The following is a 22,631-nucleotide window of genomic DNA, read 5'->3' on the forward strand; positions in this document are numbered from 1 at the left end:
TGGGCGGCTGGCCCTAGTGCATGTACAGGCCGCCGTCGACGTTGAGCGTCTGGCCCGTGACGAACCCGGCGTCCTCGCTGATCAGGTACGCGATGGCGGCAGCGATGTCCCGCGGGGTGCCGATGCGCGGCAGCACGCCGTCGGCGGCCATCTCGGCCTTCCGTTCCTCGGACAGGGTGCCGCCCATGATGTCGGTGTCGATCGGACCGGGGGCGATCGCGTTGACCGTGACGCCGCGCGGGCCGAGCTCGCGCGCCAGGCCACGGGTCAGGCCGATCACGCCGGCCTTCGCCACCGTGTACGGGGTCTTGCTGAAGGTGCCGCCGCCGCGCTGGGCGGAGACCGACGACAGGTTCACGATGCGCCCGTAGCCGGACCGCACCATCGACTCCGCCGCCCGCAGACTGGCGAAGTGCACGCCGTCGAGGTTGATCGACAGCACCCGGTGCCACTCCCCCTCGGGCAGGTCGAGGTAGGCGTGCGCGGAGGAGACCCCAGCCAGGTTCACGAGCGCGGTGATCGGCCGGAGTTCGGCCTCGATCGTGTCGAAGGCCGCACGGACGGCGAACTCATCGGCGACGTTCGCACCGACACCGACGGCCCGCACGCCGTGCTGTTCGCGGATCTCGGCGGCGACCTGCTCGCTCGCCGTCTGGTCGAGGTCGATGATCCCGACGTCCCACCCGGCCTCGGCCAGGTGGTGGGCGGTGGCGCGGCCGATGCCCCGCGGTGAGGCGGCCCCGGTGAGGACGACGGTGCGGTCCCGGTGCTGGCCGGCTGACTGGTTCTGGTCGCTCATGGTGTCCCTCCCGCCTCAGTGGATCGGTGCCGGGCCGAGCTCGTCGAGGAGCTTCTGCATCGCGACGTACGCCTTGTTCCGGTAGGCCACGAGCTCGGGCGTGCGGTCGGCCGGCACCTCGAGGTACCCGGCGCCGGACTTCGTGCCGAGCTCACCGGCGTCGACGTGCTGCTGCAGCGACGGCGGGGTGGCGAAGCGCTCGGGCCAGCGGGTCTGCAGCGACTCGAAGCAGAACGCGTAGACGTCGAGCCCGGCCATGTCGGCGATCGCGAACGGGCCGAAGAACGGCAGGCGGAACCCGAACGTGGTCCGCACGATGGTGTCGATGTCGTCGGGGCTCGCGATGCCCTCGTCGGCGATCTTCGTGGCCTCCTCGAACAGCGCGTACTGCAGGCGGTTCAGGACGAACCCCGTCGAGTCCTTCACCCGCGCCGACTGCTTGCCGGTCGCGGCGACGACGGTCTCGCCGACCTCGATCGCGTGCTCGTTCGTGGTCGGGTGCGGGATGAGCTCGACGCCGGGGATGAACGGTGCCGGGTTCGAGAAGTGCACGCCGAGGAACCGCTCCGGGCCCACGACCGCCTCGGCCAGCGACTCGATCAGGATCGTCGAGGTGTTCGAGCCGATCACGGCGTCGGGGCGGGCGGCCTCGCTGATGCGGCGGAGCGTGGCGTGCTTGATCTCGAGCTTCTCGGGCACGGCCTCTTCGATGAAGTCCGCGTCGGCGACGACGGCCTCGATCGACTCTGCGGCGCTCAGGTGTGCGCGGACCCGTTCGACGGCGTCCTCGGGGAACAGCCCGTCGGCGACGAACTGTGCGGTCTCGCCGAGCAGTCGCTCCAGGTTCTGCTGGGCGATCTCGGCCGAGACGTCGGCGATCCGGACGGTGTGGCCGGCGAGGGCGAGGACCTGGGCGATCCCGCCGCCCATGTAGCCGGACCCGACGACGGCGATGTCGAGGGTGCTCATCGGATTGCTCCTTCGGTGCTGGTTGCTGCAGTCGGGGTCGCCGTCGCGTCGAGCTTCGTCGTCGCGAGGACGGACCGGATGTACTGCTGGTTGGTGGCGCAGACGCCGAGGCTGTCCCCGCCGTACTGCTCGGTCATGACGATCCCGCGGAACCCGTCGGCGACGGCGTCGCGCAGGACCTGGCGGTAGTTGATGAGGCCCGTCTCCATGGTGCTCGGCGCGCTCGTCGCCCAGCTGCCGTCGCCGGCCTCGTCACGCGTGTAGTTCTTCACGTGCAGGTAGTTGGTGTGCGGCATGGTCTTCGCGAAGAGCTCCCGCCAGTCCTCGACCGGACGGTGCAGACGGATGAGGTTCGCGACGTCCGCGTTCAGCCCGACGTTGTCGAGCCCGATCTCCTCGACCAGGCGGACCGCACTGTCGGCGGTGCCGAGGTACGTGTCCTCGTACAGCTCGAGCGCCATCGGCAGCCCGACGCTCGCAGCGTGCTCGCCGAGCTCCCGCAGTCGCTTGACCGCAGCGGCCCAGACCTCCGGGTCGTCCGGGTCCTTCGGGCCCGGCGCCGTCCAGAACCACAGCGCCCGCTTCTGGGCGTCGGTGAACGGCTGGTGCAGCCCGGTCGAGAACACCTGCATGCCCCACTCGGCCGCCGCGTCGATGGTGCGGTGGGCGTACGCGAGGTTCTCGTCCTCGTGCCCGGGCTGGATGACGCTCTTGCGTTGCAGGTGCACCGAGGGGATGCCGATGCCGTGCGCCTTCGCGACGGCGAAAAGCTCGTCGCGGCGCGAGGCTTCGAGGTCAGCGGGGCGGATGTGGCTGTCAGCGAGTTCGGCGAGCGAGAAGCCGACGGCCTCGATCTGCCCGAACACCTCGTCCCACACTGCGGCGGGGGCGTCGTGGAAGGCCGTCCCGTCGCGGGTGACCTGCGCGAACCCGTGCAGGCAGGCGGCGATCGGCCAGGTCTTCGACGTCCAGGTGGTGGGATCCCAATCCTGGTCGACCCAGTCCTGTGGAGTGGTCACGGAATGCTCCCTTGCATGTCGTGGTGGTTCAGCCTTGAACCTCTTTCCTATAGGAAAGATACTCGCACGACGCCGGAACGCAACCCCTCTGCCTCAGCTCGTGTGGGACGCGTCCGCGCGCGAACGCAACCGGACGGCGTCGATGTGGAGCCGCATCGCGGCGACGGCCGACGTCGGGTCCGCAGCCAGCGCCTCCAGGATGGCCCGGTGTTCCTGGACCGCACGATCCGTGTCGTCCCCGCCACCCTCGACGATCTGCCGCATGCGGTGCACGCGCGTCGTGATGATCTCGGACATCTCCTCGAGGAACGGGTTCCGTGTCGCGTCGAAGATCAGCTGGTGGAACTGCCAGTCGCTGCGGAAGAAGCGGGCCATCAGTTCTTCCGGAGCGTGCGCAGCACCGACGGACGCGACCTCGGCGGCGACCGCAGCCTGCTCGTCGAGCGCTGCCGCGAGTCGCTCGCGCAGGCCGTCGACGTCACCGCGGGCCGCGAGCTCGACGGCGCCGCTCTCGACGATGAGCCGGGCGTCGAACAGGGCCTCGAGCTGGTCGCCGGCCAGGGGCGGGGAGACCCGGTAGCCCTTGTTCGCTTCACGGGTGACGAGGCCGGTGCGTTCGAGTTGCACCAGGGCTTCGCGCACCGGGGTCGGGGACACCCCGAGACTGCGGGCGAGGCCGTCGATCGACAGTCGCATGCCCGGTTCGACGTCGTGGCCCATCAGGACCTCGAGCACCCGGTCGTAGACGCGGTCGCGCAGACCGAGCTGCGTGATGCGCTCCGTCCCGAAGCCGGGCATGGTCGTGGACATGGGTCGATCCTAGAGAATCCACGACTCGGGGCTCGGTGGGAGGGGGCCGAGCCAGGCTGCCCACGGCCGTCACCTTCTTCGATGTGGTCGCGGCATCACGCTCATGTCGTTGCCGGACTTGCTCGATTGCCTCTCCCTGCGCGCCCATATGGCGCTCTTGTGTCAACGGGTAATCGGCTAAGGCCTCAGGAAAACACGCGCCAAAAACGTAGCTGAACAACGGAACCGCACTATCAGACGCCTACTTCACGTGCAACATCTCCCGAGCAACTTGGCGCAGTTCCGGCCCGAGGATCTCGACGATAGGGGATCGCCGACCGAGACTTTCGACGAATGATACAGCTATCGCATTCTGCAACCATTCCTCGCCGCGGGCATAATCGATATCTAAATCGTCAAGCGTCATCTGAATGCGTGCACCCGTGGGATCGAGCCGGTATGCGGCGGAGATCTGGATGACAACGTCGCCTAGGAACAAGTGCTCCATCAGATTCTGGTTGTCATCCCAATTGACCGGGTCGTCGAGCAGTTGCTTGTATTCAGGGTGCTTGACCACGAACTGTTCGCCCCATTCGGTCGGCGTCAAGGCTTAGCCTCCCATCGCGTTCTGCAGATCGTCCAGGAGCGCCTGTGCCACTTGCCGATCGTGTTCGGAGAGGGGTCCTGACTTGCCCCCCAGCTTCTGGATCTTCTCAGCGGCAGCATCGAACTGGTTGGGCCAGGACGGATCGTACGGAACGAGCACAGTTCGCACTCTAGATCCCGCTGCGGTCGAGCCGCTGCCCGGCCGCCGATCGGCTTACGAGACGTGTCAGGGCGACAGTTCGCCCTTCTCCCTGGGAGGCCGCCCGCTGGCTCACCAAGTCAGTGAGCGAGCGTCCCGTGATCTTTGTCGCGTCGGGCCCTTCGCTTCGCGGTGATCATGTCGGTACTCGCCCGCGACTGGCCGGGCGGGTCGTCGAGCGGTCCTTCCGGCGCCCGGGCGGCTCCACCCGCCTCCGACGTCCGGTAGCCCATCGGCCAGCGGCCAACTACGCCTCATCGCCATCAAGTCGACCTGGTTGGGTGGAGTCCATGTGGATCCCCGGACTCATCGCTGGGCCGGCGATCGTTGCGGTAGCGGTCGCCGCGTTCGTGCGTCCGGTGCCGATCGCGCAGTACTTCGTTGACGCACAGCGGAGCAGCGGCGGTCCGCAAAGTGCGATGACTCCGGGGCTCGTCCGTGTGCTCGCTGTGGGGCTGGCGATGATCGGCCTCGTCTGGACACTCCTGTCCATCTTCGGTCACTCCGAGTGACTGGAGAGTCGCAGGCGCGACCAAATCGAGTCCGGTAGCGGATGGCTCACTGAAACGGGGACTGCGGCCGTTCGATCCCGACTGCCGCGACGGCGAGGTGCAGCGATCTACGTGTTCGTCGCCGCCTTGAGGATGACGACGGCGACCGCGGTCAGCAAGAGGGCGCCGCCGAGGCCGGCGAGGGGGTACCAGACGCCGCCGGCGCGGTGGTGGCGGCGGATGCCGAACGCACCGCCGGTGATGACTGCCGCGAAGCCGCCGAATAAGGTGAGGCCCATGCTGCTGTACCAGCCGGCATCCCCGCAGGAAACGGTGCGGGCGGCGCAAGTGCTGTACGAGATGAGGCTCTCGTCCAGGATGTAGCCGACGCAGCCGATCGCGGCGAGCAGGCCGACGACGATGACGACCCAGATGAGGACGAGGTTCCACAGCGCGCCGCGGTCGCCGAGCGGTGCGCGTTGGATGCGGGACGCCATCGGGCTCCTGTTCTGGTCCGTCTCTCGGATGTCATCAGAGTGCCATGCGGGCAGCGAGGATCGATGCCATCGCCGCTGGCCACAGCGCATCCAGCCGCGGCCCCCATGGTTCTGCCATCACCCCACTCTGGCGAAGCGCGGCGACCTCCGACAGGGAGACCCAACGCCAATCCATCACCTCGGTCGGATCCGCTCGCACCGCTGAACCACTCGGCTCCTGCACGACGAAGAGGTCCACGAGCGCCGTCTCCTCGGTGAAGCGGCCGACGCGGCGCAGCGCCTCGGGCTCGACTGTGACGTTGGTCTCCTCGAGCAGCTCTCGGCACGCAGCTGCAGGACCAGTCTCGCCTGCGAACGCGCTCCCACCGGGGAACTCCCACCCGAAGGCGAACTCCTTCGTCGGAGCCCGCTGCGTGAGCAGGACGGTTCCGTCGGCTCGGTAGACGCACACCGTGACCACCAGATGGAACGCCCCACCCGGCCAACCCGCGTCACCGCGCCGGAACGTCCCACCCGTCGGCACCCCGGCCGCGTCAACAAGATCCCACCACTCGTCCACACCGCCAGCGTAGGACGAACCGGCACGCGGAACGTCGACATGCGGCGTCCGGCAGCGGATCGGCTACCGAGACGTGGACGAGGGGTTCCAGTGGTCGGAGCAGGACGGTAACGTGCCGCCATGCACTGGGGGGACACCGGACTCGACGACGAGCAGATCGCGTTCGTGCAGCAGACGCTCCCCGACGCCGTCGTCGTGGCCGATGAGTCGTGGGGGCTCCTCGACACGAGGGTCCTGCACGTCCGCGCTGGCGACGACGGCTTCACCGTGAAGGCCTCCAGCCAGACCAACACGCACTTCCCTCGCGAGCTCGACGCCCACCGCACCGCCACCGCCGCCCTCCGAGCCAGCGGGGACGCCGGTGCCCTCGTCGCCGCGAACGAGGAGCACCGCGTCCTCGTGCTGGAACGCGTCCCCGGGCACCTCGCCCTCGGGACCCCGGACGAGCACGACACCGACGTCCACCGTCAGGCCGGGGCAGTGCTCCGACGGCTGCACGACCAGGACACCCGCCACGACCCGACGTTCCTGCAGCACGAGCAGGCGAAGGCACTGGCCGCGCTCGACGCCCCGCACCGGATCCCCGACGACGTGGTCGCCCGCGCGCGAGCAGCACTGCGCGCACTCCCGACCGACCACGCGACGCAGCCCCTCGTCCCGACCCACGGCGACTTCCACCCGCGCAACTGGATCGTGGACGACGACGCCCGCGACAGCCGCGACGACCGGCACCGCAGGCTCCGCGTCATCGACTTCGGCCGGTTCGGCTGGCGCCCCGCGTCCTTCGACCTCACCCGCCTCGCGGTGCTCCACTGGCAGCACGATCCCGCCCTCGAAGCGGCGTTCTTCGACGGGTACGGCGACGACCCGCGCACTGCGGACGCGTGGCGCTGGCTGCAACTCCGCGAAGCAGTGGGCACCGCGACCTGGGCCTACGCGGTCGGCGACGAGGGCTTCGAGGCCCAGGGCCACGACATGCTCCGCCGCGCCCTCGCCGCGTTCTGACCCGTCAGACCAGGACGCAGCTCACGGCACCCGCACGAACCGCGGCGCCCCACGGTCCCGCAGTCGGAAGCCGAGGTGCTGGTACAGCCCGATCGCCCCGGTGTTCCCGGCGGCCGCGTGCATCAGCGGGGTCTCCCCACGCTCCCGGATCCCGTGCGCGACGGCGAGCACCAACCGACGCCCGAACCCCTGCCCCCGGTACGCCTCGTCCGTGCACACCGCGCTGATCTCGGTCCACCCCGGCGGGTGCAGGCGCTCCCCCGCCATGGCGACGAGCCGCCCGTCCCGCCGGATGCCCAGGTACGTGCCGAGCTCGATCGTCCGCGGCAGGAACGGCCCGGGCTTCGTCCGCTCCACCAGGGCGGTCATCTCCGGCACGTCGTCGGGCGTCAGCACGACGGCTTCGTCGTCCGGCGCACCCTCGATCGCCTCACCGGTCAACTGCACGCCGCCGGCACCCTCGACGAGTTCCCACCCCTCGGGCAGGACGGCAGCCGCACCGACGCCGAGCATCCCGCCCGACCCGAGCAGCGCCCGGACGTCCTCCCAGTCCTGCGCGGTGGGCTGCGCGGGGATCCCCGTCCACACCGACACGTCGGTCTGGTAGCGGACGACGTCGCCACGCCGCTCGGCGAACCGCGCGTGGTGGCTGTTCAGCGCGGCCATGGCGGGTGCGTCGAGCATGCGTGTCGGGGTGCCGTCGTCGGCGATCGTCAGGTCGAGCGTCCGGAGCGCCTCGCCGCGGGAGTCTCCGCCGCGGAACCCGAGGTCCTCGATCCGCCGTCGATCGCCGTCCGCCCACCCGGCGGTGTCTGCGACCACGCCCGAGGCGTACTGGTTCGTGGCACGTTGCACGACCAGCTCGACGTCCGCTGCCGAGGCCACGAGGACCTCTCCCGGTCGGGGCAGCGCGGTCGAGGTCGGCGCAGTCGTCGTCATCCCACCATTCTCCGCCCGCGGCGAGCGCCGCCGACGCATCGTTGCACTCGGTGACGCCGTGCCGCGGCTCGCACGGTGCGAGGGGGCCCACGGCCTGTGCGAGGTTCCGTGCTCGGTGCGGGGGCACGTGCACCGCACGGAGTACGGAACCTCGCACCAGACCGAGCGACCCGCCCCGTCTCACCCCAGCCGGGCCGCCACGAACTCCACCATCCGCCGCACCAGCAGCGCCTGCGACGCCGACCGCCGGTACTCGTGCCCCTCGCCCTCGAGCTCCAGGTACTCCACGTCGTGCGACCGCTCCCGCAGCGCCGCGACCACCTGGTGCGCCTCACCGATCGGCACGTTCGTGTCGAGCTCACCGTGCACGACGAGCAGCGGCGCCGTGACGTCGTCGATCGCACGCATCGGCGACAGTGCCGCGAGCAGGGCTTCGTCCTCGACGGGGTGGCCGTACTTCGTCGCGGCAGCGGCCGCGATCCACGGTTCGGTGTCCCGGTAGAAGGTCGCGAAGTCGCTCATCCCGCACACCGCGACCCCGGCCGCGAACACGTCGGGCGTGAACGCCAACGACGCGAGCGTCGCGTACCCACCGTACGAGCGACCCTCGACGGCGACCCGGGAACGCTCGGCGTACCCGTTGGTCACCAGGAACCGCGCGCAGTCGACGACGTCGGCGAGCGCGTTCCACCGCAGCGCCAGGTCGTCGGCGTGCACGAACTCGTGGCCGTACCCGCTGGAGCCACGGATGTTCGGCGCGAACACGGTCACCCCGGCGGCGGCGAGCGCCTGGTGCTGCGGCGAGAACGTGGGTCGCTCCTGCGACTCCGGTCCGCCGTGCAGGTGGACGAGCGCTGCGCGGCCGGGAGGCCCGACATGCGTTCCGACGTCGGCTCCCGCCACCGACGCGGTCGGCTCCACGGCCCGGTACAGCCACCCGGTCAGCTCCAGTCCGTCGCGGGCGGCGAACCGCTCGAGCGTCGGCTCGACCAGCTGCACGTCGGGCAGCACCGGCAGGTCGGTGACCCTGCTCCAGGTCAGCGCGTTCGTGTCGAGCCGCCACAGTTCGCGCGGACGGGTCGGTCCCTCGACGGCGAGCAGCACGCTCCGGCCGTCACGGCTGAGCACGGGGTCGGTGACGACGTACCCGGGCAGGTCCGGCACGGGGGTGCGCGAGGCGTCGTGCGTGTTGATGAGGTCGAGTTCGCTGCGACCGTCGACGTTCCAGACGAGCAGCAGGGTGCGGCCGGCGTCGTCGGCGTCCAGGTACTCGAGCTCGGCGTCGTCCCGCTCGACGATCCGTCGGGGTGTGCCGCGCCAGCCGTGCGGCCCGACCGGCTGCGCGACGAGTCCGCGGCGGGGCAGTCCGGCCTCGGTGGCGACGTAGGCGACGAGCGGGCTGGTCTCGCTCGCGGGCGAGGGCCGCAGGAACGCGATCTCGGCGGACCCGTCGGGGTCGTCGGCGAACAGGGCGTGGCTCTCGTCGGTCAGCCGGTCGACCACCACGACGAACTCCTGGCCGCGCTGCCCGTCGCTCAGCACGACGAGCCGTTCCTCCACCGACAGGTCGAGGATGTGGATGAGCTCCCCCACGGCCAGGTCGTCGCGGTCCCCGGTGACCGGGTCGACCAGGTACGCACGGGCCGGCTGCTCGGGCTCGGTCGAGGGCAGGGTGATGACGACCCGGTGTCCGCTGCGGCTCCACGGTCCGAGTTCGGCGTGCTGGTACCGCGAGCCGGCGATCTGCGCGGCGTCGGAGCCGTCCGGCCGCACCACCCAGACCTGTTGCTTCACGCCGCCGTCGGTCGCGATGGCGACGGCGAGCCACTCCCCGTCGGACGACCACGACACCCGGATCACGGGGTCGTCGGAGAGCGCGATCCGCACCGGTTCCGGCAGCTCGCCGCCGATGACGACGTCTTGCACGAACACCTCGGGGGTGCCGTGCCGGTCGCTCACGAACGCCACGCGCCGGGCGTTCCGGGTCATGGTCGGTCCCCACGACCCCCAGGCGGCGGTGAGCCGCGCACCCAGGTCGGCCGCCGCCCTGGTGGTGACCGACGGCTCGACGGTGGCCGACGACGCGACGCCCTGCGCGCCTCCAGTCCGGACGGAACCCACGGTCACCGCACCCCCTGCTGCTGCAGCCACATCTCGATCAGGCCGAGCTGCCAGAGCGCGTTCGCGCCGATCGCGGTCCTGGTGCTGTTCGGGTCCTGCAGCATCCGCTCGACGGTGGCGGGGTCGAAGAGCCCGCGCTCCCGCGCCTCGGGTGCGTGCAGCGCGTCGCGGACGCGCTCCAGGTACGGGCCCTCGAGCTGCCGGATGGCGGGGACCGGGAACGAGCCCTTGCTGCGGTCGATGACGGCGTCGGGCACGATCCCGCGTGAGGCGCGCTTCATCACGCCCTTGCCGCCGTCGGTGAGCTTCATCGACGGCGGGATCGCGGCGGCGAGCTCGACGAACTCGTGGTCCAGGAACGGCACGCGGGCCTCGAGCCCCCACGCCATCGTCATGTTGTCGACGCGCTTCACCGGGTCGTCGACGAGCATGATCGTCGTGTCGCTCCGGAGCGCAGCATCGACGCTCGTCTCCGCGCCCGGCCGTGCGAACTGGCGGTCCACGAACGCCGACGGGGTGTCGTCGTCGCTCTTCCACCGCTCCCCGAGCAGGCCCTGCAGCGCCGGCCAGCGGCGGTCCATGAACACGGAGCGGTAGGCCTCGGCCGCCTGGTCGCGCGGCACGTCGGCGAGTGGCGGGTACCAGTCGTAGCCGGCGAGCACCTCGTCGGCGCCCTGGCCGGACTGCACCACCTTGACGTGCTGCGAGACCTCCTGCGACAGCAGGTAGAAGGCGACGCAGTCGTGGCTGACCATCGGCTCGCTCATCGCGGCGACCGCACCGTCGATGCCGTCGAGCAGCCGCGACGAGGGGATGTGGATGCGGTGGTGGTCGGTGCCGAAGTGCTTCGCGACCTGGTCGGAGTACTCGAACTCGTCGCCGGACTCGCCACCGGCCGCCTCGAACCCGATGCTGAACGTGGCGAGGTCCTGCTGCCCGGCCTCGGCGAGCAGCCCGACCACGAGCGAGGAGTCGATCCCACCGGAGAGCAGCACCCCGACCGGGACGTCAGCGACCATCCGGCGCTCGACGGCGGTGCGGAGCGAGCCGATGAACGCCTGCTCCCAGTCGCGCTCGGACCAGTCGGACTTGGCTGGGTCACGCTCGAAACGGGGCTCCCAGTAGACGGTGTCGTGTGTGGTGCCGTCGGGGTCGATCACGCGGACGGTCGCGGGCGGGAGCTTGCCGACGCCGGACAGGATCGTGCGGGGTGCGGGGACGATCGAGTGGAAGCTCATGTACGAGGCGAAGGCGACGGGGTCGATGGACGTGTCGACTTCCTTGGTGCCGGAGCCGCTCGCGCCGCAGTCCCCCGCCAGGATCGCGGGCAGGGAGCTTGCGAACCTCAGCCCACCCGGGACGGGCGCGACGTAGAACGGCTTGATGCCGAGCCGGTCCCGCGCCAGCACCAGTCGGCCACTGCCGTGCTCCCAGATGGCGATGGCGAACATCCCGATCAGGTGGTCGACGAACGCGGTGCCCCACTCGGCGTACGCCAGGGCGATGACCTCGGTGTCCGACGTCGACGCGAACCGGTGCCCCTTGCCGTGCAGCTCGTCGCGGAGCTGCCGGTAGTTGTAGACCATCCCGTTGTAGGCGATCGTCAGCCCGGCCTCGGCCAGCACCATCGGCTGCGCGCCCGCGGTGGACAGGTCGACGATGGACAGCCGTCGGTGCCCGAGCGCGACCGGGCCGCGAGCCCACAGGCCGTCGCCGTCCGGGCCGCGGTGCGTCATGCAGCCGGTCATCCGGGCGACCGCCCCGACGTCCGGCGCTCGGCCGTCGAACCGGATCTCACCCGCGAGTCCACACATCAGCGCTCTCCCTCGGTGTCCGCCGGGGCGTTCCCGACGATCCACGTGTCCTTCGCGCCGCCGCCCTGCGACGAGTTGACGACCATGCTGCCCTCGGGCGCGACGCGCGTCAGGGCGACGTCGGCCAGGTGCACGTCGTCCGGTCCGGTCCCCGTCGCGTAGACGAAGGCCCGCAGGTCCACGTGCCGCGGGTCGAGTCCGGCCGGTCCGATCGTCGGGTGCGAGGACAGCTGCACCACCTCCTGCCCCACCCACCCGGCGGGGTCGGCCGCGATCTCGCGCCGTCGCTCGGCCACCTCGGGGGCGCTCGCGCTCGGTCCGATCAGGACCCCGCGGCCGCCCTCGCCGTCGACCGGCTTCGTGACGAGTTCCCCGACGCGGTCCAGGACCGACAGCCGTTCGACCTCGATGCTCGTGCGGTACGTCGGCACCGATGCCAGCAGGGGTTTCTCGTCCAGGTAGTACCAGATCAGGTCCGGCACGGTGACGTACATCGCCTTGTCGTCGACGAGCGCGTTGCCCGGCGCGTTCGCCAGGTAGACGCGGCCTGCCTCCGCCGCGTCGAGGATCCGCGCACCGAGGTCGGGAGCGTGCTCCGCCGTCAGCGCACTGACGTCGCGGTCGATCCGCAGGTACAGCCCGTCGAGCACGTCACCCGTCGTCGCGTCGACCACGCGTCCGTCACGGACGTCCAGGTCCGACCCGGACAGGAGGCGCAACCCGGCCCCGTCGGCCAGCCTGCGGTGCTCGAACCACGCGCCGGCGGCGGGGCCGTCGCTGACCAGCGCGATCACGGGGTCGGTCGCGCCCGTCACCGCGGTGGTGTTCGCGCAGAGGGTCCGGCGCAGCCGGTCGATCACGCCGTGCGGGTCGCGCAGGTGCGCCGGCCGCGGGGCGTCCGGCACGACGTCGTCCATCAGCTCACGCAGGGCGATGCCGTACGCGACGCCCGAGGGCGAGCGGACGTTGTCCTCGAGCACCCGCCAGCCGCCGAACTCGTTGCGCACCAGGTCGAACCCGAGCACCGGCGCACGGACCGCCGTCGCCGGCAGCCGGGTGGCGTCCGGGTCCCAGCCCTTCGCGCCGACGAAGTGGTCCGCGTCCAGCACGCCGTCGGCCACGATCCGCCGGTCGCCGTACGCGTCACGCAGGAACAGCTCGATCGCGCGGGCACGCTGCCCCAGGCCACGCTCGAGCTGCGACCACTCGTACGCGCTGATCGTCCGGGGCACCAGGTCGCAGCCGAACGCCTGCGCCCCGCCGTCCACCACGAAGCCGACGTGGTGCTCGCGGGTCCAGACGTCGCGGTCGGTGCAGCGCTCGATCGCGGTCTCGGCGTCCCAGCCGTCGAAGAACGCCGCCAGGTCACGGAACGCCGGACGGGGGCGTGCCCCGGGGCCCACCGCCTCGTCGCCGGCGCGGACGCGGTACCCGGGGATCGGGACCACCGGGTCCTCGTCGCGTCCGGACGGGAGCCCCGCGGTGTCCTCCACCACCAGGGCGACGACGTCGTCCATCTCCCCGCGCTCGGCGTAGGCGGTGCGCTGCCGGTCGGTGGAATTGCCGCGGGCCAGGGTCGCGTCGAGCAGCTCCGTCACCGTCCCCCAGTCACCGAGTTCCTCGAGCTCGGGGCGCAGGCGGGACACGAGCTGGCGCACCGCGACCTCGGCGGGCAGGCGTTCGGGGTGCTGCCCGAGGCCGACGAGTTCCCCGCTCAATCCGGAGCGGGCGGCCTGCCACATCGCCGCACGGTGCAGGGGTTCGCTGCGCGGGTGCCACTCGGCGCCCGACACGACCGACTTCTCGGCTTTGCGCACGGCGGCGCGGAAGAGTCCGGCGATGAGCACGGCGTCGTCCACCACCGGGGTCGCGTCGCAGACCCGCAGCTCGAGCGTCGGCGCGTGCGACGACGGCCGCACGTCGAAGTAGGCCATCTTCTTGTCGGCGATCACGCCCGAGGCGATCAGGTCGTCGAGCACCCGGTCGTACTCGGTGGCGTCCTCCACCGGACCGAAGCTGCCGGCCGACGGCCACCGCTGCCAGATGATGCTCCGGAACGAGGCGTACCCGGTGTCCTGCCCGTTCCAGAACGGACTCGACGCGCTCAGGGCCAGCAGTACCGGGAGCACCGGCGCCACCCGCTGGGCGATCAGCACCGCCAGGTCGCGGTCGCTCACCCCGACGTGCACCTGCAGGCCGCAGATGAGCTGTTCGTCGACGAGCATCCGGTACTGCTCCTGCATCCGGCCGTACCGACCGCCGGAGCTCAGCTCGAAGTCGGCGTACTCCGACCTCGGCGCGGTGCCGACGGCGGCGATGGTGACCCCGGCCGGGGCGATCGCGGCGCTGAGCTCACTGCGCAGGTCGACGATCACCCGCCGCAGGTCGTCGAGGGTCCGCACCACCGGGGTGTTCGTCTCGATCGTCGTGCGCTGCAGCTCGGCGCCGAAGCGGTCGGTGGGCAGTTTGGGCAGAAGGCGCGGGGCCTTCGCGGAAAGTCGGCCGGACTCGAGGTCGATGAGGTGCAGCTCTTCCTCGGCGCCGAGCGTCAGCTCTGCACTCATGGCTGGAACCTACGCGCGGCGGCTGTGGTGCGCACTGCGGCACACCGCCCGACTCGTGCCCGTAACACGCACGTCCATCGCGCGTCACGAGCACTGAACTCCCGCCCGCCCCGTGGGAGGCGCGCCACCCCGTGCGAGGCTCCACGCACCGTGCGCCGCTACAAGCACGCACCACGCGCGCAACCCCGCACCAGCCCACGCAACCCGCACCGTGCGACCCGCGCCAACCCCGCACCAGCCCGCGAAAGCCGCACCGTGCGGTGGACGCACCACCCGCACTCGGGAGGCACGGCGCCAGCCCGCCACGCGCCTCCCGTCCGCACCGTGCGCACCTCTTCACCCCGTGCGAGGTTCCACGCACCGTGCGCCGCTACAAGCGCGCACCACGCGCGCAACCGCGCACCAGTCCGCGCAACCCGCACCGTGCGCCCCGCGCCAACCCCGCACCACCCCGCGCAACCCTGCACCATGCGTGCCGGCGCCTACCCGCGGGTCCGGGCCAACCGCCGGTTGAGCGCCCCGTTCAGCAGCGCGACGAGCAGCCCCACCGCGAACACGAGCGTCCCGAAGCACAGCACCTGCGGCGGCATCCCGGCCTTCGCGGCGCCGTAGACGAACAGCGGGAAGGTGACCGCGGGCCCGGCGACGAACGAGGTGATGACGTAGTCGTCGATCGACATGGCGAGCGCCAGCAGCCCGGCGGCGAGCATGCCCGGTGCCAGCAGCGGCAGGGTGACGAGCCGGAAGGCCTGGAACGGCGTCGCCCCGAGGTCACCCGCGGCCTCTTCGAGTGCACGCGAGGTTCCCGCGATCCGGGCCCGCAGCACCACGACCACGTAGGCGACGTCGAACGCCACGTGCGTGATGAGCACGGTCAGGAACCCGGTGCCGAGCCCCACCGACAGGAAGAACGAGAGCGACGCGGACCCGACGACGATCGACGGCGCAGCGATGTCGGCGAACACGACGGTGTTCACGACACCGCGACCCGGGAACCGGTACCGCTCCAGCGCCAGCGCGAGGGGCAGCCCGATCGCGACGGAGATGATGGCGGCCAGGAACGCGACGAGCACCGAGGTGACGAACGCCGCCCCGAGCCCGGACACGTTCACCAGGTTCGCGTACCAGTAGGTCGTGAAACCGTTCCAGGCGAACGACAGCCGGTTGGTGGGGGCGTCGTTGAACGAGTACACGATCATGTAGACGATCGGCACCAGGGTGATCGCGATCGTCACCCAGTACACGATGGCGAGCCAGGGCCCACGACGGTTCACGCCGTGACGACGCGGACGGCCGGCGACGGAACCGGTCACGGGCGAGGCCGGAGCGGCGGCGGATCGGGACGGTGCGACGGCGGTCATACGAGGTCCTCGAGGTCGTCGGTGCCGGAGACGCGGGCGTAGATGAACAGGATGATGCCGAGCACGACCATGAGCACGGTCGACAGGGCTGCGGCGACGTTGTACTGCTGGTTGCCGGAGTAGGCGTCCTGGATCGCCTGACCGATCGTGTACGTGTTCGTGCCGCCGAGCAGGGCCGAGTTCACCGGGTCGCCGACGCTGTCGATGAAGACGAGCAGCACCCCGGCGAAGATGCCCGAGCGGGACAGCGGCAGCGTGGTGTGCCAGAACGCCCGGAACTTGCCGGCGTACAGGTCGTTGGCGGCCTCGCCGAGTCGTGGGTCGATGCGCTCGAGGGCGGCGTAGATCGGCAGGACCATGAAGGCCAGGTCGTTGTAGGCGTCGCCGAAGATCACCGCGCCGCCGGTGCCGAGGATGTGGAAGTCCTTGCCGGCCAGCCCGAGCGCCTGCAGCGTCGTGACGACCGGCCCCTGCGACGCGAGCACGAACGCCCACATGTCGGTCCGGATGATGAACGACACCAGGAAGCTGATGAACACGAGCATGAGCAGCGGGTTCTTCCACCGCGGGGACACCCGGAACGCGATGAAGTACGCCACCGGGTACCCGACGACGATGCAGGCGATCGTGGCGGCGGCGCCGTACCAGAGCGACCGGAGCAGGAACGTCAGGTAGGGCACCTGCGGGTCGACGAACAGCGAGCCGTAGATCCCGAAGTTCCAGGTGAACGTGTAGCCGTCGTCCGGGTTGCCGGTCATGAGCGAGACGATCAGCCCGGACACCAGCGGGATGACGAAGAACACGCAGAGGTACGCGGTGCCGACGAGCGCCAGGAAGAACGGTGTGCTCCGACGGCGCCCCCGGCGCACCGGCGCGGAACCGGAAGGACCGGCGGAACCACCAGGACCACCGGGACCGAGCCCCGGCGCCACCCCGACCGCGCTCACGACTGCACCACCGCGTTGAAGATGCCGTTCCACTCCGAGTACTCGTCGTAGTTCTCGAACACCCGGAACTCGTGCGACTGCTCCAGCACGTCCGCAGAGGGGAACACGAGCGGGCTGTCCGCCACGGTGGCGTCGTCGAGTTCGTCCCGCACGTAGTCCTCGGCCGCGGGCACCGGGCAGACGTAGTTGACCCAGTCCTCGACGATCCCGGCGACCTTCGGCGTGTAGTAGAAGTTCATCCACTCGAGCGCCGACACCGGGTTCTCGGCCTGCCGTGGGATGAGCATGTTGTCGTGCCAGGTCATCTGCCCCTCTTCCGGCGTGACGAACTCCAGGTCGGGGAACCCGGACTGCTGCGCCTGGAAGACGTCGCCCGACCACGCCTGGGTGATCCAGGTGTCGCCGTTCTCCAACCGGTTGATGTAGCTCTGGTCGTAGAAGCCGGTGACGCTCGGCCGCAGTTCGCGCAGCCAGGCCTGGGCCTTCCGCCAGTCGGCGGGCGTCGAGGTCTCCGGGTCGATGCCGAGCGCGAGCAGTCCGAGCGACCCGAGTTCGGTGTTGTCGCTCATCAGCCCGATGCGCCCCTTGAAGGCCGGGTCCTGCAGGTCCTTGAGCGAGGTGATCTTCCGCCCGGTGTACTTCGGGTTGTAGGCGAGCCCGGTGAACCCGGTCTGCCACACGACGGAGTGCTTGTTGCCCGGGTCGTAGATGGGGTCCTTCACGGAGTCCGAGGCGTTCGCGGCGAAGTTCGGCAGCCGCGAGTGGTCGAGCTCGCACACGAACCCGTTCTTGATCATCTGGGTCAGCTCGAACCCGTTCGTCATGACGACGAGGTCGTAGCCGGTCGCACCGTGCGCCCGCAGGATCGGTGAGACGGTCGCGTAGAAGGTCGCGTTGTCCTGGATGACCGCCTGGTAGTCGACCGCGATGCCCGTCTCCTTCTTGAACAGCGCCAGGGACTCGGACTTGCCGTGGTCGGAGTCGATGTACAGCGGCCAGTTCGCGAAGTTCAGGGTGCCGGTCGCCTTCGCGTCCTTCCAGAACGCCGCCCAGTCGACGGTGTCCTCGGCGCCGGCGGCGGCGGAGCCCTTGATGCTGCAACCGGTGAGCAGTGCGGCGAGCGCGGCGGCCCCGCCGCCGGCCAGCAGGCCGCGTCGGCTGACGCGGGCCGACGTCAGCCCGCGCAGCAGGTCCGGACCGGGCACCGCGCCGGTCACGCGAGCGATCCTGCCGTGGCGGGGACGGCCTGGAGGCCCGGGTCGTCCTGGGTGGTGACGGTCGCGTCGGACGCGGGGTGCGCCTCCAGGCCGAAACCGTGGTTGACGCCCCACGTGAGCCAGACCTCGGTGCCGGTCGCGATCCGCGGCCCGCCCTTCGAGTTCTGCGCGAACACCGAGACGCGACCGGCGCCCGGCACGTCGACCAGGTACTGGGTGCTGACGCCGGAGAACGAGACGTCCACGACCCGACCGGGGCCGAGGATGTTCCGTCCGGCCTCGGGGGTGGGTTCGGCGGTGCGGATCTTGAGCTTCTCGGGCCGGACGCCGACGACGACGCGACCGGTCGTGGCGACGGCTCGGTCGGCCGGCACCGCGATGGAGCCGGCCGCGGTCGCGACGACGAGCAGGCCGGCGTCGGTGCCGCGCACCTCGCCCTCGAGCAGGTTCGACTGGCCGAGGAAGTTCGCGACGAACGCCGTGCGCGGCAACTCGTACAGGTCCTGCGGGCTGCCCATCTGCTCGATCCGACCGCCGTTCATGACGGCGACCGTGTCGGCCATCGTCATCGCCTCTTCCTGGTCGTGGGTGACGTGCAGGAACGTGAGCCCGACCTCGGCCTGGATCGTCTTCAGCTCGAGCTGCATCTGGTGGCGGAGCTTCAGGTCGAGGGCGCCGAGGGGCTCGTCGAGCAGCAGCAGCGCCGGCCGGTTCACGATCGCGCGGGCCAGGGCGACGCGCTGCTGCATGCCGCCGGAGAGCTGGGCGGGCCGCTTCGACGCCGACCCCTCGAGCTCGACCAGCCGTAGCGCTTCCGTGGCCTTCGTCATCGGGTCCGGGATGCGCCGGCGCTTCAGCCCGAACGCGACGTTGTCGAGCACGCTCATGTGCGGGAACAGCGCGTAGTTCTGGAACACCGTGTTGACGGGCCGCTGGTACGGCTTCGTGTCGGTGACGTCCTGACCGCCGATGGTGATGGTGCCGCTCGTGGGTTCCTCGAGCCCGGCGACGAGCCGCAGGGTCGTCGTCTTGCCGCAGCCCGACGGGCCGAGCAACGCGAAGAACGAGCCGGCGGGCACCGTCAGGTCGAGGCTGTCCACCGCGGTGTGGCCGGGGAAGGACTTCGTGATCTGGTCGAGCCGGAGATCGGCTCCCGATTCGGCGAACGTTCCGGTCATTGCCATGGTGCCTCCAGGGGGTGGTCGGCCTCAGCCGATGTAGGACATGACGTGCTTGATGCGGGTGTAGTCGTCGAAGCCGTACTGGGAGAGGTCCTTGCCGTACCCGCTGTGCTTGAACCCGCCGTGCGGCATCTCGGCGACGATCGGGATGTGCGTGTTGATCCACACGCAGCCGAAGTCCAGGTCACGGGCGAAGCGCATCGCCCGCGCGTGGTCGGTCGTCCACACCGAACTCGCCAGGCCGTACTCGACGCCGTTCGCCCACGTCAGGGCCTGCTGTTCCGTCGAGAACCGCTGCACGGTCTGCACCGGGCCGAAGATCTCCTGCTGCACGGCCCGGTCGTCCTGGCGCAGGCCGGCGACGATCGTGGCCTCGTGGAAGTACCCGCGGTCGCCCTGTCGTGCGCCGCCGAGCTCGATCGTCGCGTGGTCGGGCAGCGTGTCCAGGAACGACTGCACGTGCGCGAGCTGGTTCGCGTTGTTGACGGGGCCGTAGTAACCGTCCGACCCGGTTCTCGCATTGACGCGTGCCTCTGCTGCGAGCGCCGCCACGAACTCGTCGTGGATGCCGTCCTGCACGAGCAGCCGGGTGGCGGCGGTGCAGTCCTGTCCGGCGTTGAAGAACCCGGCGGCGACGATCCCGGCCACCGCCGAGGGGATGTCCGCCTCGTCGAACACGATCACGGGTGCCTTGCCGCCGAGCTCCAGGTGGGTGCGCTTGAGGTCACCGGCGGCGGCGCGGGCGACTTCCATGCCGGCACGGACGGAGCCGGTGATGGACACGAGCTGCGGAGTGGGGTGGTCGATCATCGCGGCGCCGGTGGTGCGGTCCCCCACGACGACGTTCAGGACCCCCGGCGGCAGGAACTCGGCGGCGACCTCGGCGAGCAGCAGGGTCGACAGGGGTGTCGTGTCGCTCGGCTTGAGCACGGTGGTGTTCCCCGCGGCGAGCGCCGGCGCGAACTTCCACACCGCCATGTTGAGCGGGTAGTTCCAGGGGGTGACCTGGGCGACGACGCCGATGGGTTCACGCCGGACGAACGAGGTGTGGTCGGTCATGTACTCGCCCGCGCTCCGGCCCTCGAGGTTCCTGGCGGCGCCGGCGAAGAAGCGGATCTGGTCGACGGACAGCAGGATCTCGTCCTCGACCAGGGTGGCGCGGGGCTTCCCGGTGTCGAGCGACTCGAGGTCGGCGAACTCCGACGCCCGCTGCTCCATCGCGTCGGCGATCCGGAACAGGGCGAGCTGCCGTTCGCCGGGGGTGGTGCGGCGCCAGGTCTCGAACGCGGTCGCGGCCGCACCGAAGGCGGCGTCGACGTCGGCGGGGGTGGACACCGGGGACGTGCCGTAGACGTGCTCGTCGGTCGGGTCGACCAGGTCGAACGTGGTGTCGGCGGTCGACTCGACCCAGGTACCACCGACGAAGTCCCGCAGGACCCGGGTGTCGGTGTCCGCCGTCGCCGTGCTCTGTGCGTCCAGCATGGCGGTGATCCTGACACGGATTCCGGCGGCGCGGAAGAAGGATCCGGAGGTTGTGGAGAACTGTAACAACGGAAATCGTCGCGAAACACGGAGTTCACAACGGAATCCCTTGCGCACCCCGAACCTCGCTGCCATGCTGTCCGGCATGGCGGCAGCACCACGACGTCCGGGACCGATCGACGACACCTCGAAACGGATCATCGAACAACTCCAGGCGGACGGGCGTCGCCCGTACGGCGAGATCGGCAAGGCCGTCGGTCTCAGTGAAGCGGCGGTCCGGCAGCGCGTGCAGAAGCTGACCGAGACCGGCGTCATGCAGATCGTCGCGGTCACCGACCCGATGCAACTGGGCTTCCACCGCCAGGCGATGATCGGCATCCGGGTCAGCGGCGACACCCGAACCGTCGCCGATGCCCTGGAACAGCTGCCGGCGGTCGACTACCTCGTGATGACCGCCGGCAGCTTCGACCTGATGGTCGAGGTCGTGTGCGAGGACGACGACGACCTGATCGAACTGCTCAACGGCACCATCCGGGCCATCCCGGGCGTCGCCGGCACCGAGACCTTCGTCTACCTGCAACTCCGCAAACAGCTCTACGACTGGGGAACGCGATGACCATCTCCGAACAGGCCACAGGCCGGACCTCGACGGGCCCGGCCGCCCGCCTCCACTCCTACGACCCGTTCGCACCGGTCGACGACGCCGACCTGCAGCGGAAGTCCCGGGACCACCTGTGGATGCACTTCGCCCGGCACGGTGCGAACCAGGCCGGCGCCGACGTGCCGATCATGGTGCGCGGCGAGGGCCACCACGTCTACGACAGCCACGGCAAGGAGTACATCGACGGGCTGTCCGGCCTGTTCGTCGTCGCTGCCGGGCACGGGCGGAAGCGCCTGGCCGAGATGGCCGCGAAGCAGGCGGAGACGCTGAGCTTCTTCCCGATCTGGTCGTACGCGCACCCCGCGGCGATCGAGCTCGCCGACCGGCTGGCCGAGCACGCCCCCGGTGACCTCAACAAGGTCTTCTACTCCACGGGCGGCGGCGAGGCGGTGGAGACCGCCTTCAAGCTCGCGAAGTACTACTGGAAGCTCCAGGGCAAGCCGATGAAGCACAAGGTGATCTCCCGCGCGGTCGCCTACCACGGCACCCCGCAGGGCGCCCTGGCGATCACCGGTATCCCGGCGATGAAGGAGATGTTCGAGCCCCTGACCCCCGGCGGCTTCCGGGTGCCGAACACGAACTCGTACCGCGCCGAGGAGATGGGCTTCCCCGGCGGCACCGAGGAGCAGTTCGGCTTCTGGGCGGCGGAGCGGATCCGCGAGATGATCGAGTTCGAGGGCCCCGACACCGTCGCCGCGGTGTTCCTCGAGCCGGTGCAGAACTCCGGCGGCTGCTTCACCCCGCCGCCCGGGTACTTCCAGCGGGTGCGCGAGATCTGCGACGAGTACGACGTGCTGCTGGTCTCGGACGAGGTCATCTGCGCCTTCGGCCGGATCGGCACGATGTTCGCCTGCGACACCTACGGCTTCGTGCCGGACATGATCACGTGCGCCAAGGCGATGACCTCCGGGTACTCCCCGATCGGCGCGACGATCATCAGCGACCGGCTGTTCGAGCCGTTCTCCAAGGGGGACACGACCTTCTACCACGGCTACACGTTCGGCGGGCACCCGGTGTCGGCCGCCGTCGCGATGGAGAACCTCGACATCTTCGAGGAAGAGGGGCTGCTCGCCAACGTGCAGCAGAACGCCCCGCTCTTCCGCGCCGAGCTCGACACCCTGCTCGACCTGCCGATCGTCGGGGACGTCCGCGGTGACGGTTACTTCTACGGCATCGAGCTCGTCAAGGACAAGGCCACCAAGACGACCTTCGACGACGACGAGTCCGAACGGCTGCTGCGCGGGTTCCTGTCGAAGGCACTCTTCGACGCGGGGCTGTACTGCCGCGCCGACGACCGCGGTGACCCCGTCGTGCAGCTCGCACCTCCGCTGACGATCGGGCAGCCGGAGTTCCGCGAGATGACGTCGATCCTGCGGAGCGTCCTGTCCGAGGCCTGGACGAAGATCTGACC

At 70.4% G+C, this 22,631-nt stretch carries 20 protein-coding genes; 4 read left to right on the plus strand and 16 right to left on the minus strand.

What is annotated here, in order from left to right; translation table 11 throughout:
* Positions 1–13: 13 nt before the first annotated feature.
* From HP445_RS12935 to HP445_RS12955, 5 genes are all read right to left on the minus strand, one after another.
* Entirely contained in the window at positions 14–799 is a 786-nt protein-coding gene (locus tag HP445_RS12935; protein WP_128780311.1) for an SDR family NAD(P)-dependent oxidoreductase, read from the minus strand.
* 15 nt (positions 800–814) lie between these two features.
* Positions 815–1,768 carry a 3-hydroxyacyl-CoA dehydrogenase family protein gene (locus HP445_RS12940; RefSeq protein WP_128780312.1) on the minus strand — a complete coding sequence of 318 codons (954 nt, stop codon included), beginning with the start codon at positions 1,766–1,768 and terminating at the stop codon, positions 815–817.
* Complete coding sequence (locus tag HP445_RS12945) at positions 1,765–2,787, minus strand: sugar phosphate isomerase/epimerase family protein (protein WP_128780313.1); 1,023 nt, start codon at positions 2,785–2,787, stop codon at positions 1,765–1,767. The genes HP445_RS12940 and HP445_RS12945 overlap by 4 nt, the downstream gene beginning before the upstream one ends.
* A 93-nt stretch (positions 2,788–2,880) precedes the next feature.
* The gene (locus tag HP445_RS12950; protein ID WP_017887786.1) at positions 2,881–3,597 is read right to left on the minus strand and encodes a GntR family transcriptional regulator; all 717 of its coding nucleotides are present in this window, start codon (positions 3,595–3,597) and stop codon (positions 2,881–2,883) included.
* A gap of 241 nt (positions 3,598–3,838) precedes the next feature.
* Complete coding sequence (locus HP445_RS12955; RefSeq protein WP_128780314.1) at positions 3,839–4,183, minus strand: DUF7674 family protein; 345 nt, start codon at positions 4,181–4,183, stop codon at positions 3,839–3,841.
* A gap of 488 nt (positions 4,184–4,671) precedes the next feature.
* Between HP445_RS12955 and HP445_RS12960 the strand changes: the two genes are divergently transcribed.
* Complete coding sequence (locus HP445_RS12960) at positions 4,672–4,893, plus strand: hypothetical protein (protein WP_111028806.1); 222 nt, start codon at positions 4,672–4,674, stop codon at positions 4,891–4,893.
* 107 nt (positions 4,894–5,000) lie between these two features.
* Here the strand turns inward: HP445_RS12960 and HP445_RS12965 are convergent, their stop codons facing one another.
* Positions 5,001–5,369, minus strand: coding sequence for a hypothetical protein (locus HP445_RS12965; protein ID WP_128780315.1), 369 nt, complete (start codon positions 5,367–5,369; stop codon positions 5,001–5,003).
* A 34-nt stretch (positions 5,370–5,403) separates the two neighbouring features.
* Positions 5,404–5,928 (minus strand): NUDIX hydrolase, encoded by a 525-nt coding sequence (locus tag HP445_RS12970; protein WP_164941151.1) that lies wholly within the window; start codon positions 5,926–5,928, stop codon positions 5,404–5,406.
* Positions 5,929–6,048: 120 nt separating this feature from the next.
* On the opposite strand from HP445_RS12970, the gene HP445_RS12975 reads away from it, so the two are divergent.
* On the plus strand, positions 6,049–6,933 hold the full coding sequence (locus HP445_RS12975; protein WP_128780317.1) for an aminoglycoside phosphotransferase family protein: 885 nt from the start codon (positions 6,049–6,051) through the stop codon (positions 6,931–6,933).
* 21 nt (positions 6,934–6,954) lie between these two features.
* Here HP445_RS12975 and HP445_RS12980 read toward each other — a convergent pair whose 3' ends face one another.
* The 9 genes from HP445_RS12980 to HP445_RS13020 form a co-directional block, all read right to left on the minus strand.
* Entirely contained in the window at positions 6,955–7,872 is a 918-nt protein-coding gene (locus HP445_RS12980) for a GNAT family N-acetyltransferase (RefSeq protein ID WP_206647599.1), read from the minus strand.
* Between the two features lie 180 nt (positions 7,873–8,052).
* Positions 8,053–9,999 carry a S9 family peptidase gene (locus HP445_RS12985; protein WP_128780318.1) on the minus strand — a complete coding sequence of 649 codons (1,947 nt, stop codon included), beginning with the start codon at positions 9,997–9,999 and terminating at the stop codon, positions 8,053–8,055.
* Positions 9,996–11,807: an N-acetylglutaminylglutamine amidotransferase gene (locus tag HP445_RS12990; RefSeq protein ID WP_128780319.1), complete on the minus strand. Its 1,812-nt coding sequence runs from the start codon at positions 11,805–11,807 to the stop codon at positions 9,996–9,998. Before HP445_RS12990 ends, HP445_RS12985 begins: the two co-directional genes overlap by 4 nt.
* Positions 11,807–14,371, minus strand: a complete 2,565-nt coding sequence (locus HP445_RS12995; protein WP_128780320.1) for a carboxylate--amine ligase/circularly permuted type 2 ATP-grasp protein — start codon at positions 14,369–14,371, stop codon at positions 11,807–11,809. Before HP445_RS12995 ends, HP445_RS12990 begins: the two co-directional genes overlap by 1 nt.
* A 482-nt stretch (positions 14,372–14,853) precedes the next feature.
* The gene (locus tag HP445_RS13000) at positions 14,854–15,732 is read right to left on the minus strand and encodes an ABC transporter permease (RefSeq protein WP_027466954.1); all 879 of its coding nucleotides are present in this window, start codon (positions 15,730–15,732) and stop codon (positions 14,854–14,856) included.
* Complete coding sequence (locus tag HP445_RS13005) at positions 15,729–16,601, minus strand: ABC transporter permease (protein WP_071404408.1); 873 nt, start codon at positions 16,599–16,601, stop codon at positions 15,729–15,731. Before HP445_RS13005 ends, HP445_RS13000 begins: the two co-directional genes overlap by 4 nt.
* A gap of 74 nt (positions 16,602–16,675) precedes the next feature.
* The gene (locus HP445_RS13010) at positions 16,676–17,896 is read right to left on the minus strand and encodes an ABC transporter substrate-binding protein (protein WP_204166168.1); all 1,221 of its coding nucleotides are present in this window, start codon (positions 17,894–17,896) and stop codon (positions 16,676–16,678) included.
* Positions 17,893–19,074, minus strand: a complete 1,182-nt coding sequence (locus HP445_RS13015) for an ABC transporter ATP-binding protein (protein WP_372496370.1) — start codon at positions 19,072–19,074, stop codon at positions 17,893–17,895. Before HP445_RS13015 ends, HP445_RS13010 begins: the two co-directional genes overlap by 4 nt.
* A 30-nt stretch (positions 19,075–19,104) precedes the next feature.
* Positions 19,105–20,559, minus strand: coding sequence for a gamma-aminobutyraldehyde dehydrogenase (locus tag HP445_RS13020; RefSeq protein ID WP_128780322.1), 1,455 nt, complete (start codon positions 20,557–20,559; stop codon positions 19,105–19,107).
* A gap of 133 nt (positions 20,560–20,692) precedes the next feature.
* Here HP445_RS13020 and HP445_RS13025 point away from each other — a divergent pair, with 133 nt between their 5' ends.
* Complete coding sequence (locus tag HP445_RS13025; RefSeq protein ID WP_035809531.1) at positions 20,693–21,175, plus strand: Lrp/AsnC family transcriptional regulator; 483 nt, start codon at positions 20,693–20,695, stop codon at positions 21,173–21,175.
* The gene (locus tag HP445_RS13030; RefSeq protein WP_111028817.1) at positions 21,172–22,629 is read left to right on the plus strand and encodes an aspartate aminotransferase family protein; all 1,458 of its coding nucleotides are present in this window, start codon (positions 21,172–21,174) and stop codon (positions 22,627–22,629) included. Before HP445_RS13025 ends, HP445_RS13030 begins: the two co-directional genes overlap by 4 nt.
* Positions 22,630–22,631 lie beyond the last annotated feature (2 nt).

It is taken from the genome of Curtobacterium flaccumfaciens (assembly GCF_013359815.1).
In the GTDB taxonomy this organism is placed as follows: Bacteria; Actinomycetota; Actinomycetes; order Actinomycetales; family Microbacteriaceae; genus Curtobacterium; species Curtobacterium flaccumfaciens.

What these genes read in the sequence shown, in the direction of transcription:
- HP445_RS12950 (WP_017887786.1), bottom strand. Translation starts at nt 3,597, where the DNA reads ATGTCCACGACCATGCCCGGCTTCGGGACGGAGCGCATCACGCAGCTC.
- HP445_RS13030 (WP_111028817.1), top strand. Translation starts at nt 21,172, where the DNA reads ATGACCATCTCCGAACAGGCCACAGGCCGGACCTCGACGGGCCCGGCC.
- HP445_RS12965 (WP_128780315.1), bottom strand. Translation starts at nt 5,369, where the DNA reads ATGGCGTCCCGCATCCAACGCGCACCGCTCGGCGACCGCGGCGCGCTG.
- HP445_RS12995 (WP_128780320.1), bottom strand. Translation starts at nt 14,371, where the DNA reads ATGAGTGCAGAGCTGACGCTCGGCGCCGAGGAAGAGCTGCACCTCATC.
- HP445_RS12940 (WP_128780312.1), bottom strand. Translation starts at nt 1,768, where the DNA reads ATGAGCACCCTCGACATCGCCGTCGTCGGGTCCGGCTACATGGGCGGC.
- HP445_RS13025 (WP_035809531.1), top strand. Translation starts at nt 20,693, where the DNA reads ATGCTGTCCGGCATGGCGGCAGCACCACGACGTCCGGGACCGATCGAC.
- HP445_RS12935 (WP_128780311.1), bottom strand. Translation starts at nt 799, where the DNA reads ATGAGCGACCAGAACCAGTCAGCCGGCCAGCACCGGGACCGCACCGTC.
- HP445_RS12975 (WP_128780317.1), top strand. Translation starts at nt 6,049, where the DNA reads ATGCACTGGGGGGACACCGGACTCGACGACGAGCAGATCGCGTTCGTG.
- HP445_RS12980 (WP_206647599.1), bottom strand. Translation starts at nt 7,872, where the DNA reads ATGACGACGACTGCGCCGACCTCGACCGCGCTGCCCCGACCGGGAGAG.
- HP445_RS13020 (WP_128780322.1), bottom strand. Translation starts at nt 20,559, where the DNA reads ATGCTGGACGCACAGAGCACGGCGACGGCGGACACCGACACCCGGGTC.
- HP445_RS13000 (WP_027466954.1), bottom strand. Translation starts at nt 15,732, where the DNA reads ATGACCGCCGTCGCACCGTCCCGATCCGCCGCCGCTCCGGCCTCGCCC.
- HP445_RS13015 (WP_372496370.1), bottom strand. Translation starts at nt 19,074, where the DNA reads ATGACCGGAACGTTCGCCGAATCGGGAGCCGATCTCCGGCTCGACCAG.
- HP445_RS12990 (WP_128780319.1), bottom strand. Translation starts at nt 11,807, where the DNA reads ATGTGTGGACTCGCGGGTGAGATCCGGTTCGACGGCCGAGCGCCGGAC.
- HP445_RS12960 (WP_111028806.1), top strand. Translation starts at nt 4,672, where the DNA reads ATGTGGATCCCCGGACTCATCGCTGGGCCGGCGATCGTTGCGGTAGCG.